The 12,513-nt window shown below is 48.8% G+C and carries 8 protein-coding genes and 3 rRNA genes; 3 read left to right on the forward strand and 8 right to left on the reverse strand.

Going from position 1 to position 12,513, the window contains the following annotated elements:
• Positions 1 to 5: 5 nt before the first annotated feature.
• The 4 genes from rrf to M1D90_RS17490 all read right to left on the reverse strand — a co-directional run bounded on the left by rrf (position 6) and on the right by M1D90_RS17490 (position 6,051).
• Positions 6 to 121, reverse strand: a 5S ribosomal RNA gene (gene rrf / locus M1D90_RS17475).
• Between the two features lie 109 nt (positions 122 to 230).
• Positions 231 to 3,160 (reverse strand): 23S ribosomal RNA (locus tag M1D90_RS17480).
• A 233-nt stretch (positions 3,161 to 3,393) separates the two neighbouring features.
• A 16S ribosomal RNA gene (locus M1D90_RS17485) occupies positions 3,394 to 4,943 on the reverse strand.
• The 16S, 23S and 5S rRNA genes sit together here, the layout of an rRNA operon.
• Before the next feature lie 223 nt (positions 4,944 to 5,166).
• Entirely contained in the window at positions 5,167 to 6,051 is an 885-nt protein-coding gene (locus M1D90_RS17490; protein ID WP_020450641.1) for a nucleotidyltransferase-like protein, read from the reverse strand.
• A gap of 219 nt (positions 6,052 to 6,270) precedes the next feature.
• Between M1D90_RS17490 and M1D90_RS17495 the strand changes: the two genes are divergently transcribed.
• Positions 6,271 to 6,618, forward strand: a complete 348-nt coding sequence (locus M1D90_RS17495; RefSeq protein WP_020450640.1) for a YgzB family protein — start codon at positions 6,271 to 6,273, stop codon at positions 6,616 to 6,618.
• A 48-nt stretch (positions 6,619 to 6,666) separates the two neighbouring features.
• Here the strand turns inward: M1D90_RS17495 and perR are convergent, their stop codons facing one another.
• Both perR and bcp read right to left on the reverse strand, forming a co-directional pair.
• Positions 6,667 to 7,104 carry a peroxide-responsive transcriptional repressor PerR gene (gene perR, locus M1D90_RS17500; RefSeq protein ID WP_003179961.1) on the reverse strand — a complete coding sequence of 146 codons (438 nt, stop codon included), beginning with the start codon at positions 7,102 to 7,104 and terminating at the stop codon, positions 6,667 to 6,669.
• Positions 7,105 to 7,315: 211 nt separating this feature from the next.
• On the reverse strand, positions 7,316 to 7,789 hold the full coding sequence (bcp, locus tag M1D90_RS17505) for a thioredoxin-dependent thiol peroxidase (RefSeq protein ID WP_023855987.1): 474 nt from the start codon (positions 7,787 to 7,789) through the stop codon (positions 7,316 to 7,318).
• A gap of 154 nt (positions 7,790 to 7,943) precedes the next feature.
• Between bcp and M1D90_RS17510 the strand changes: the two genes are divergently transcribed.
• The gene (locus tag M1D90_RS17510) at positions 7,944 to 9,242 is read left to right on the forward strand and encodes a glutamate-1-semialdehyde 2,1-aminomutase (RefSeq protein WP_023855989.1); all 1,299 of its coding nucleotides are present in this window, start codon (positions 7,944 to 7,946) and stop codon (positions 9,240 to 9,242) included.
• Between the two features lie 252 nt (positions 9,243 to 9,494).
• Entirely contained in the window at positions 9,495 to 10,565 is a 1,071-nt protein-coding gene (locus M1D90_RS17515) for an FUSC family protein (protein WP_020450637.1), read from the forward strand.
• Between the two features lie 30 nt (positions 10,566 to 10,595).
• Here M1D90_RS17515 and M1D90_RS17520 read toward each other — a convergent pair whose 3' ends face one another.
• Positions 10,596 to 11,486: an ABC transporter permease gene (locus M1D90_RS17520; RefSeq protein WP_020450635.1), complete on the reverse strand. Its 891-nt coding sequence runs from the start codon at positions 11,484 to 11,486 to the stop codon at positions 10,596 to 10,598.
• A 12-nt stretch (positions 11,487 to 11,498) separates the two neighbouring features.
• A complete protein-coding gene (locus M1D90_RS17525) occupies positions 11,499 to 12,500 on the reverse strand; it encodes an ABC transporter permease (RefSeq protein ID WP_020450634.1) in 1,002 nt (333 codons plus the stop codon).
• Positions 12,501 to 12,513: the final 13 nt, after the last annotated feature.

Below are 12,513 nucleotides of genomic sequence, written 5' to 3' on the forward strand. Positions count from 1 at the left end.
TGCCTGCCTGGCGATGTCCTACTCTCGCAGGGGGAATCCCCCAACTACCATCGGCGCTGAAGAGCTTAACTTCCGTGTTCGGCATGGGAACGGGTGTGACCTCTTCGCCATCATCACCAGACAATTTAGTGACAAAGATCATTATACTATGTATTTGAAAAAATGCAAGTGCATTTTTCGAGAAATTATTCTCTCAAAACTAGATAACGGTCAGACGATTCACAAACATTTAGGTTAAGTCCTCGATCGATTAGTATCTGTCAGCTCCATGTGTCGCCACACTTCCACCTCAGACCTATCAACCTGATCATCTTTCAGGGATCTTACTTCCTTGCGGAATGGGAAATCTCATCTTGAGGGGGGCTTCATGCTTAGATGCTTTCAGCACTTATCCCGTCCGCACATAGCTACCCAGCGATGCCCTTGGCAGAACAACTGGTACACCAGCGGTGCGTCCATCCCGGTCCTCTCGTACTAAGGACAGCTCCTCTCAAATTTCCTGCGCCCGCGACGGATAGGGACCGAACTGTCTCACGACGTTCTGAACCCAGCTCGCGTACCGCTTTAATGGGCGAACAGCCCAACCCTTGGGACCGACTACAGCCCCAGGATGCGATGAGCCGACATCGAGGTGCCAAACCTCCCCGTCGATGTGGACTCTTGGGGGAGATAAGCCTGTTATCCCCGGGGTAGCTTTTATCCGTTGAGCGATGGCCCTTCCATGCGGAACCACCGGATCACTAAGCCCGACTTTCGTCCCTGCTCGACTTGTAGGTCTCGCAGTCAAGCTCCCTTGTGCCTTTACACTCTGCGAATGATTTCCAACCATTCTGAGGGAACCTTTGGGCGCCTCCGTTACCTTTTAGGAGGCGACCGCCCCAGTCAAACTGCCCACCTGACACTGTCTCCCCGCCCGATAAGGGCGGCGGGTTAGAAGGTCAATACAGCCAGGGTAGTATCCCACCGATGCCTCCACCGAAGCTGGCGCTCCGGTTTCCAAGGCTCCTACCTATCCTGTACAAGCTGTACCAACATTCAATATCAGGCTGCAGTAAAGCTCCACGGGGTCTTTCCGTCCTGTCGCGGGTAACCTGCATCTTCACAGGTACTATAATTTCACCGAGTCTCTCGTTGAGACAGTGCCCAGATCGTTGCGCCTTTCGTGCGGGTCGGAACTTACCCGACAAGGAATTTCGCTACCTTAGGACCGTTATAGTTACGGCCGCCGTTTACTGGGGCTTCAATTCGCACCTTCGCTTACGCTAAGCGCTCCTCTTAACCTTCCAGCACCGGGCAGGCGTCAGCCCCTATACTTCGCCTTACGGCTTCGCAGAGACCTGTGTTTTTGCTAAACAGTCGCCTGGGCCTATTCACTGCGGCTCTCTCGGGCTTGCACCCTAACAGAGCACCCCTTCTCCCGAAGTTACGGGGTCATTTTGCCGAGTTCCTTAACGAGAGTTCTCTCGATCACCTTAGGATTCTCTCCTCGCCTACCTGTGTCGGTTTGCGGTACGGGCACCTCTCACCTCGCTAGAGGCTTTTCTTGGCAGTGTGGAATCAGGAACTTCGCTACTATATTTCGCTCGCCATCACAGCTCAGCCTTACGGGAAACGGATTTGCCTATTTCCCAGCCTAACTGCTTGGACGCGGATATCCAATACCGCGCTTACCCTATCCTCCTGCGTCCCCCCATTGCTCAAATGGTGAGGAGGTGGTACAGGAATATCAACCTGTTGTCCATCGCCTACGCCTTTCGGCCTCGGCTTAGGTCCCGACTAACCCTGAGCGGACGAGCCTTCCTCAGGAAACCTTAGGCATTCGGTGGAGGGGATTCTCACCCCTCTTTCGCTACTCATACCGGCATTCTCACTTCTAAGCGCTCCACGAGTCCTTCCGGTCTCGCTTCACAGCCCTTAGAACGCTCTCCTACCACTGTTCGTAAGAACAGTCCGCAGCTTCGGTGATACGTTTAGCCCCGGTACATTTTCGGCGCAGAGTCACTCGACCAGTGAGCTATTACGCACTCTTTAAATGGTGGCTGCTTCTAAGCCAACATCCTGGTTGTCTAAGCAACTCCACATCCTTTTCCACTTAACGTATACTTTGGGACCTTAGCTGGCGGTCTGGGCTGTTTCCCTTTCGACTACGGATCTTATCACTCGCAGTCTGACTCCCAAGGATAAGTCTTTGGCATTCGGAGTTTGACTGAATTCGGTAACCCGGTAGGGGCCCCTAGTCCAATCAGTGCTCTACCTCCAAGACTCTTACCTTGAGGCTAGCCCTAAAGCTATTTCGGAGAGAACCAGCTATCTCCAGGTTCGATTGGCATTTCACCCCTACCCACACCTCATCCCCGCACTTTTCAACGTGCGTGGGTTCGGGCCTCCATTCAGTGTTACCTGAACTTCACCCTGGACATGGGTAGATCACCTGGTTTCGGGTCTACGACCACGTACTCATGCGCCCTATTCAGACTCGCTTTCGCTGCGGCTCCGTCTTTTCAAACTTAACCTTGCACGGGATCGTAACTCGCCGGTTCATTCTACAAAAGGCACGCCATCACCCGTTAACGGGCTCTGACTACTTGTAGGCACACGGTTTCAGGATCTCTTTCACTCCCCTTCCGGGGTGCTTTTCACCTTTCCCTCACGGTACTGGTTCACTATCGGTCACTAGGGAGTATTTAGCCTTGGGAGATGGTCCTCCCGGATTCCGACGGAATTTCACGTGTTCCGCCGTACTCAGGATCCACTCAGGAGAGAACGAAGTTTTGACTACAGGGCTGTTACCTCCTATGGCGGGCCTTTCCAGGCCTCTTCATCTACCTCGTTCTTTTGTAACTCCGTACAGAGTGTCCTACAACCCCAAGAGGCAAGCCTCTTGGTTTGGGCTGTTCCCGTTTCGCTCGCCGCTACTCAGGGAATCGCATTTGCTTTCTCTTCCTCCGGGTACTTAGATGTTTCAGTTCCCCGGGTCTGCCTTCTCATATCCTATGAATTCAGATATGGATACTGCTCCATTACGAGCAGTGGGTTTCCCCATTCGGAAATCTCCGGATCAAAGCTTGCTTACAGCTCCCCGAAGCATATCGGTGTTCGTCCCGTCCTTCATCGGCTCCTAGTGCCAAGGCATCCACCGTGCGCCCTTTCTAACTTAACCGTTAAAAAGAATCACTACGTGATATCTTGCTTACTAATTGAATGTGATGTCTACTGTTATCTAGTTTTCAAAGAACAACGCACAGGAGGTGCTAACACATGCGTTGCCACAGGATGTGGCGCATTTAGCAGGTGTCTCCTATGTCTGAAGGAATGATCCTTCAAAACTAAACAAGATCTAAACGCACCTGTCTATAAGACCGCAAGGTCTTATATTCCGTATAATATCCTTAGAAAGGAGGTGATCCAGCCGCACCTTCCGATACGGCTACCTTGTTACGACTTCACCCCAATCATCTGTCCCACCTTCGGCGGCTGGCTCCAAAAGGTTACCTCACCGACTTCGGGTGTTACAAACTCTCGTGGTGTGACGGGCGGTGTGTACAAGGCCCGGGAACGTATTCACCGCGGCATGCTGATCCGCGATTACTAGCGATTCCAGCTTCACGCAGTCGAGTTGCAGACTGCGATCCGAACTGAGAACAGATTTGTGGGATTGGCTTAGCCTCGCGGCTTCGCTGCCCTTTGTTCTGCCCATTGTAGCACGTGTGTAGCCCAGGTCATAAGGGGCATGATGATTTGACGTCATCCCCACCTTCCTCCGGTTTGTCACCGGCAGTCACCTTAGAGTGCCCAACTGAATGCTGGCAACTAAGATCAAGGGTTGCGCTCGTTGCGGGACTTAACCCAACATCTCACGACACGAGCTGACGACAACCATGCACCACCTGTCACTCTGCCCCCGAAGGGGAAGCCCTATCTCTAGGGTTGTCAGAGGATGTCAAGACCTGGTAAGGTTCTTCGCGTTGCTTCGAATTAAACCACATGCTCCACCGCTTGTGCGGGCCCCCGTCAATTCCTTTGAGTTTCAGTCTTGCGACCGTACTCCCCAGGCGGAGTGCTTAATGCGTTTGCTGCAGCACTAAAGGGCGGAAACCCTCTAACACTTAGCACTCATCGTTTACGGCGTGGACTACCAGGGTATCTAATCCTGTTCGCTCCCCACGCTTTCGCGCCTCAGCGTCAGTTACAGACCAGAGAGTCGCCTTCGCCACTGGTGTTCCTCCACATCTCTACGCATTTCACCGCTACACGTGGAATTCCACTCTCCTCTTCTGCACTCAAGTTCCCCAGTTTCCAATGACCCTCCCCGGTTGAGCCGGGGGCTTTCACATCAGACTTAAGAAACCGCCTGCGCGCGCTTTACGCCCAATAATTCCGGACAACGCTTGCCACCTACGTATTACCGCGGCTGCTGGCACGTAGTTAGCCGTGGCTTTCTGGTTAGGTACCGTCAAGGTACCGCCCTATTCGAACGGTACTTGTTCTTCCCTAACAACAGAGTTTTACGATCCGAAAACCTTCATCACTCACGCGGCGTTGCTCCGTCAGACTTTCGTCCATTGCGGAAGATTCCCTACTGCTGCCTCCCGTAGGAGTCTGGGCCGTGTCTCAGTCCCAGTGTGGCCGATCACCCTCTCAGGTCGGCTACGCATCGTCGCCTTGGTGAGCCGTTACCTCACCAACTAGCTAATGCGCCGCGGGTCCATCTGTAAGTGGTAGCTAAAAGCCACCTTTTATAATTGAACCATGCGGTTCAATCAAGCATCCGGTATTAGCCCCGGTTTCCCGGAGTTATCCCAGTCTTACAGGCAGGTTACCCACGTGTTACTCACCCGTCCGCCGCTAACATCAGGGAGCAAGCTCCCATCTGTCCGCTCGACTTGCATGTATTAGGCACGCCGCCAGCGTTCGTCCTGAGCCAGGATCAAACTCTCCATGAAGTTTGATAATGACTACGCACAAAATGTGCGATTTATTTAATGAATTAACAGGTACGTTTTGTCTTGTTTAGTTTTCAAAGATCATTTCCGCTCCTGTCCGAAGCGACTTTATTAGTATAACATTTTCAACAAGGAGTGTCAAATGTTTTTTTGTTTTTTCGTCGCTGCTGCTTTCAGTTCAAAAACCGTTCCGCTAACAGCGACGCTTAATAATATATCACCGTTATAAATTAGTGTCAACACTTTTTTTGATAAAATATCCTCGGTGAAAAATCTTTTGGCCCTTTGTCTCAATCGGCTTGACTCCGACTAAGTCCTTTTCAGCCAAGAACTCCAGTATGACTCCCAGGTCTGCCGTGAAATACTTGAGATCCGGATGCTTGAGAAGATCGGCAAATTGCCAAACCTCTTTTTCATCCATGACATTGAGAATATGTGCGGCCCCGATTTCGGCTTTTGAATGAATGAGAAAATCGCTTGCGAGGAATAATAACTCAAGCCGTTTTTGCAAGCTTTCATTGCTCTCAATTAATTCCTTATACAATTTATAAACCTGAGGCTCCATGTGGCGGACTTGGTTCCATACCGTAACTTCTGGGTGAAAACCTTTATCGATCACTTCGATTCTGGCCAAATGATGGAGGGCGTGCACGATGGAATTGTAGGCGTCCAAAAATTGACCGTCTTCAAAAAACGATTTTCCTTCTATATATCTTCTGATTAATTTCCCGTATTCAAGTCCGATTTTTAGTTTTCTTTCTGAAAACGGAAATGTATTGAGCTGCTCAATCAGCTTGGCGATAAATTCGTTTCGGTCGAAAAGCACCTTTCCATTGAGGACCCAGTCTATGATTCTTCTATTTGTTCCGAGCAAAATCCATTCCTGAAGCTGTTCAACAGAAATAATATGAAGAGAAGCCGTTTTTCCGTCGAACTCATAATGCTTCACGAATACAGGGTCTTCAGCCTTATTAACGATAATCAACAATGCCGCATCAAAATTATCTGTCGCAGATGAGGTTTGATTTCTCCTCTCAATCAGCATGACAGCGAGTGTGTCAGGGCGGCTTGCTCTTTCTTGGTAAATCGGACGGAGAAGATTTTCCATCACCATTCCTCCAATACGATGTAAATGCGTTGCTCTAAAAGCTTCTCTCTTTGTTTCTACCTATTTCTACGAGCCAATAAAAACTCCTTTATTTTGAAAACACATTGAATTATTATAATCAATTTCCCCAAAACTCTCTATAGAAATTTTCCAATTGATTCGTTTTAATTAAAGAATAACACATCTTTTCTATGCTATATTAGAGACAGGGGGATGGATATGGCAAAATACTCTAGCAAAATCAACAAAATCAGAACGTTTGCGTTAAGCCTTGTATTTATAGGCTTCATTATTATGTATGTCGGGATCTTCTTTAGGTCCTCGATCCTCTTGATGTCGGTGTTTATGATCTTGGGGGTATTGTCTATCTTGTTGAGCACAGCGGTTTATTTTTGGATCGGCATGCTTTCAACGAAAGCGGTTCAAGTCGTCTGTCCAAACTGTGAAAAACCGACCAAGATTTTAGGCCGGGTCGATATGTGCATGCATTGCAGGGAGCCTCTGACACTGGATAAAAACCTCGAAGGAAAAGAGTTTAACGAATCGTATAATCGAAAGTCTCAGTAAATGCTGCAACAAAAATAAGCTGACCGTTAAAAAAGCGGCCAGCTCTTTTTAATGGCTTTCTTTCTTGTCGCATTCCTGACATAAACCGTATATCTCCAGTCTATGGTGACTGACTTTGAATCCTGTCACATGTGAAGCCAGCTGCTCCACTTCGTCGAGGCCGGGATAATGAAAGTCGACGATTTTCCCACAGCGTTCGCAAATTGCGTGATAATGCTCGGATGTCACGAAGTCAAACCGGCTGGAGGAATCTCCGTACGTTAATTCCTTAACGAGCCCTGATTCCTTAAAAACCCGCAAATTGTTGTAAACCGTTGCTACGCTCATGTTTGGAAATTTCCCTTCCAGAGCTTTATATATATCATCTGCAGTTGGATGAGACATAGAATTCACGAGAAATTCCAGAATGGCATGACGTTGAGGAGTAATTCGAACCCCGGTTTCCTTCAACGCTTCCAACGCTTCTTTCAGGTTATGTTCAGCCATCGTCATGCACCTCTCTTCTAAAAAAAATTCTTACATTATAACGTTTATAATTAGTGTAACTCCTGATCAGAATCTTTGTCAATTCCAATCCCTGTGAAAAAGCTATTTTTAAGGCGAAAAAGGCCGATATGATCAGCATGTCCGGTCAGACAGACGAATATGAGCGTAAAAAGAGACCAAACTAACATACAGTCCGGCCTCCCCCAGAGCTTTACGCTTCCGCGATTTCTTTTACTGCTTGAAGCGCTTCTGCGACATGGTCTTTTACCTTTACTTTCCGCCACTCTTTCACAAGGCGGCCTTCTTTATCAATCAGGAATGTCGACCGTTCAACACCCATGTATTCCTTGCCGAAATTCTTCTTCAGCTTCCATACGTCAAAGCTTTCAGCGAGCTTGTGTTCATCATCGACGAGCAGCAGAAACGGCAGATCGTGTTTCTGCTTGAATTTTTCATGTCTTGTCTGGTCGTCAGGGCTGACTCCGATGATGACGGCATCAAGTTCAGCAAAGCTTTCATGTCGGTCTCTGAAATCGCACGCTTCCGTTGTGCATCCCGGCGTCATATCTTTCGGGTAAAAATAGAGCACGACATACTTTCCTTCAAAATCCGACAGCTTTACTTTTTCTCCGTGATCACCCAGCAGTTCAATATCAGGCACCTTTTGTCCAATTTCAACAGTCATTGTTTTGCCTCCTGTTATGTTTAATCGCTTGCTTTCCCCCATTATAAAAAACAGCGCCGTCTTGTTCAAATGTTCGGCGGCTTCTTTTTGCGCTCTGTCCGCCTCGTGTTACAATATAGAAATAGATAAAAGGTGCAGAAATGAGGAGGATATTATGCAGCATACTCAATCTGAAAAGCTTCATGAAGAAGCTCTTCAACATATAGTCGGAGGCGTCAACAGCCCCTCAAGGTCTTATAAAGCGGTGGGCGGAGGTTCTCCCGTCGCGATGGAAAGGGGAAGCGGCGCTTATTTTTGGGATGTGGACGGCAACAAATACATAGACTACCTTGCCGCCTACGGACCGATTATTACGGGTCACGCTCACCCGCATATCACAAAAGCGATTCAAACAGCTGCTGAGAACGGGGTGCTTTACGGCACGCCGACAAAGCATGAAGTGACATTTGCCAAGATGCTTAAAGAAGCGATGCCTGCCTTGGATAAAGTAAGATTCGTCAATTCGGGAACGGAAGCTGTGATGACGACGATTCGCGTCGCCCGGGCCTATACAGGCAGGACGAAAATCATCAAGTTCGCCGGCTGCTACCACGGCCATTCCGATCTTGTGCTGGTGGCGGCCGGTTCAGGTCCGTCAACGCTCGGCACGCCTGATTCCGCCGGGGTTCCAAAAAGCATCGCAAACGAGGTGATTACCGTTCCTTTCAATGATATCGACAGCTATAAGGAAGCGCTCGATAAATGGGGGAACGATATTGCGGCAGTTCTCGTTGAACCGATTGTCGGAAACTTCGGGATCGTTGAACCGAAGAGCGGATTCCTCGAACAGGTCAATGAACTGACGCATAACGCAGGGGCGCTCGTCATCTATGATGAAGTTATCACCGCTTTCCGCTTTATGTACGGCGGCGCCCAGGATCTGCTTGGCGTCAAACCTGATTTAACGGCGCTTGGCAAAATCATCGGCGGCGGCCTGCCAATCGGCGCATACGGAGGCAAAAAAGAGATTATGGAACAAGTCGCACCGCTCGGACCTGCTTATCAAGCGGGCACGATGGCGGGGAATCCGGCTTCGATCCTCTCAGGTATCGCCTGCCTTGAAGTGCTGAAAGAAAAAGGCACATACGAAAAGCTTGACCGCCTCGGCGCTATGCTTGAAGAAGGTATCCTGGGACATGCCGAGACCCATGGCATCAATATCACTGTCAATCGTCTAAAAGGCGCGCTCACCGTATACTTCACGAACGAAAAAGTCGAAAACTATGAGCAAGCCGAAAATACGGACGGAGAAATGTTCGCTGCCTTTTTCAAACTGATGCTTGAGCGCGGAATCAATCTTGCGCCTTCAAAATATGAAGCATGGTTTATCACCACCGCGCACACGGAAGAGGACATTAAAGCGACGCTTAAAGCCGTGGATGACTCATTTAAACAATTGAAACAACGCATATAAAAAGAGAGCGGGTCCGCTCTCTTTTTTATCAAATGCGGAGCACTTTGAGAACGCGGTGAACAGGCACTTTCCGCCGGCTTGTTTTTCTTTTTTGTCAATGATTTGTTTTTTCTTAAAAATGGGTTGAATATTTCGGAAGATCGCTGTATATTACTTTATTGTTTGGCAAATTAACAGAGAGGGAATGTTCAATACAATTCATTTTCTGTAAAGAACGAATTTTATTATAGAAAGGGATGCAAGTACAGCCTAATGAAACTTGGTGCCCGTATTTTCAAAACAGGCATTGCCATTACGCTTGCGCTTTACCTCGCGTCTTGGCTCGGCCTTCCGACTCCTGTCTTTGCGGGAATCGCGGCTATCTTCGCGATACAGCCTTCGATCTATCGTTCATTTTTGACGATTGTCGATCAAGTGCAGGCGAACATAATCGGAGCTGCCACAGCCATTATTTTTGGACTTATTTTTGAACCCAGTCCGATCATCATCGGATTGACGGCGGTAATCGTCATTACGATCAACCTGAAGCTGAAGATCGAGAATACAATTTCGATCGCTCTCGTCACCGTTATTGCCATATTGGAGAGCTCCGGCGACAACTTTTTATGGTTTGCCTTGGTGAGAACCGGAACGGTTATTTTGGGCGTATTGTCTGCGTTCCTGGTCAACCTGATTTTTCTGCCGCCTAAATATGAAACGAAGCTCGTCAGCCATGTTGTTGAAAATACAGATGAAGTCATTAAATGGATCAGATTGTTGACGCGGAAGACAACGGAACACTCCATGCTGAAAGAAGACATTGAAAAGCTGAAAGAAAAAATGATGAAGGTCGATCACCTTTACTTGCTTTACAAAGAAGAAAGAAGCTATTTAAAACGTTCCACATATGTAAAACAGCGAAAGCTCGTGCTGTTCAGACAGGCGATCATTGCATCAAACCGCGCGCTTGATGCTTTGAAAAAACTGCACCGGCTTGAAAACGAGTTTTGTCATATGCCTGAAGAATTTCAAGAAACGCTGGTCGAAGAGCTTGATTATCTTCTCCATTGGCACGAGCGAATTTTAATGAGATTCGTCGGCAGGATTAAAACGCAGGATCACGTCGACCTTCACGAAGAAGGAGACGTGTACAAACAGCACTTGACCGAATCATTCCTGAAAAACCAGGACAAATTGAAAGAAGAACTGTTGGACTACAATATGCTGACCATTATGGCGAGCACCGTAGAATACCGAGAACAGCTTGAACATTTGGAAACCTTGCTCACAAGCTTTCAGACGTACCACAAAAAAGACAGTGAGCTTGAAGTTGAGGAAGAGTAAACCGGTTAACGAATACGTTAACCGGTTTTTTTATTTTCCTTCCTTCATTTTCGGATCAAGGGTGTCGCGCAGGCCGTCTCCCATCAGATTAAAGCCGAGCACGGTCAGCATGATCGCAAATCCCGGAAAAAATAATGTCCACGGGGCCTGCGCCAAATAAGGCCGGGCATCTGCAAGCATTTTTCCCCACTCCGGGTTCGGCGCCTGCGCCCCCAACCCTAAAAATCCGAGCGCGGCCGCTTCTATAATCGCCGTTCCAATATTCAGTGTCGCTTGAACGATAACCGGGGCCATGCTGTTGGGAAGAATGTGTTTAAACATCATCCTCATATTGGACATCCCGACAGCACGCGCAGATAAGACATATTCCTCCTGCCTGATGCTGAGCACTTTTGAACGAACGAGCCTGCCAAACGTCGGAACGTTGATGATGGCGATGGCAATCAGGGCATTTTCAAGGGAAGGCCCGAGAATCGCCACAATGGCGATCGCCAGCAGAATGCTGGGAAACGCGAGCATGATATCAAACAGCCGCGAAATCAACGCATCAGCCCATCTGCCGTAAAAACCGGCGATCAGCCCTAACAGCGTCCCCGCCAAGGCCGATGCCAGACAGGAGAAAAAGCCGACCCATAAAGACAGCCTCGCGCCGTACAGCACCCTTGAAAAAATATCCCTGCCAAAATCGTCCGTTCCAAAAAGGTGTTCAGCAGACGGAGCGGCAAGCCTGTCTGACAGTGACTGGTCGTTTATTCCATAGGGTGCGATGAGCGGCGCGAAGATGGCCAGCAGGATAAACAGCGCGACTAAAATCGTGCCGGCGGCAGCCAGTTTATGCTCAAAGAACCGCCGAATATGTTCCGCCAAAGGCGAACGCACCTTCACGTCCTCCCTCTGCTGTTCATTTTGAAGCACAACCACATTTCCCGCCTCCTAATATTTAATTCTCGGATCGATGACAGCGTACAGCAGATCAACAATGAAGTTAATCATGACGAAGATGAAGGCGATCACGAGAATGCCCGATTGGATAACCGGGTAGTCGCGGTAGCTGATCGCATCATAAATGTACCGGCCGATGCCGGGCCAGGCAAAAATCGTCTCCGTTAAAATCGCGCCGCCCAGTAAAAGTCCGGTTTGCAGGCCGATGACGGTCAACACCGGAATGAACGCATTTTTTAAACCGTGCTTATAGATAACGAAAAACATATGCACGCCTTTTGCTTTTGCCGTGCGGATATAATCGGACTGCAGCACCTCTATCATGCTGGCCCTTGTAATTCTCGCAATGATCGCGGCGGGAATGGTGGCAAGAGCGGTTCCCGGCAGAATTAAATGGCGGATGGTTTCTGCAAACTGATCAAATCTTCCGTGTAAAAGGGTGTCCAGTGTATGAATGTAAGTAAAGGCTTCGACCGGATTTCTGACATTCTCCCTTCCCGTTGTCGGCAGCCAGCCGAGCTCGATCGAAAAGAACCACTGGCCCATCAGACCAAGCCAAAAAATCGGCATCGACACGCCAATTAAAGCAACCAGCATCGCAATATAGTCGAATACCGAATTCTTAAACCACGCGCTGATGATTCCGGCATTCACACCGACAAACACTGCGATCAGCATCGCGAAAAAAGCAAGCTCGAGAGTGGCGAACAAATACGGCTTTATTTCTTGCGTAATCGCCGCTCCCGTGCGGATTGATGTCCCGAGATCCCCTTTCAGCAAATCCCCGATATATCTGGCGTATTGCACATACCACGGCTGATCAAGGCCGAGCTGGATGGTCAGCTGCTGCACCGCTTCCTTTGTCGCCCTCTGGCCGAGAATAACCTGGGCGGGGTTGCCGGGAATAAAGCGGATGATCGAAAAAACGACCAGTGTCATGCCAATGAGAACGGGGATCAGCATCCCCGTCCGTTTTAAACAGTACGCAAGCAATGGCTGTCACCAC

The organism is Bacillus sp. JZ34, from assembly GCF_053903205.1.

Bases quoted from the DNA above. Each gene is read 5' to 3' on its own strand.
- M1D90_RS17490 (WP_020450641.1), bottom strand. From the start codon at position 6,051: ATGGAAAATCTTCTCCGTCCGATTTACCAAGAAAGAGCAAGCCGCCCT.
- M1D90_RS17495 (WP_020450640.1), top strand. From the start codon at position 6,271: ATGGCAAAATACTCTAGCAAAATCAACAAAATCAGAACGTTTGCGTTA.
- perR (WP_003179961.1), bottom strand. From the start codon at position 7,104: ATGGCTGAACATAACCTGAAAGAAGCGTTGGAAGCGTTGAAGGAAACC.
- bcp (WP_023855987.1), bottom strand. From the start codon at position 7,789: ATGACTGTTGAAATTGGACAAAAGGTGCCTGATATTGAACTGCTGGGT.
- M1D90_RS17510 (WP_023855989.1), top strand. From the start codon at position 7,944: ATGCAGCATACTCAATCTGAAAAGCTTCATGAAGAAGCTCTTCAACAT.
- M1D90_RS17515 (WP_020450637.1), top strand. From the start codon at position 9,495: ATGAAACTTGGTGCCCGTATTTTCAAAACAGGCATTGCCATTACGCTT.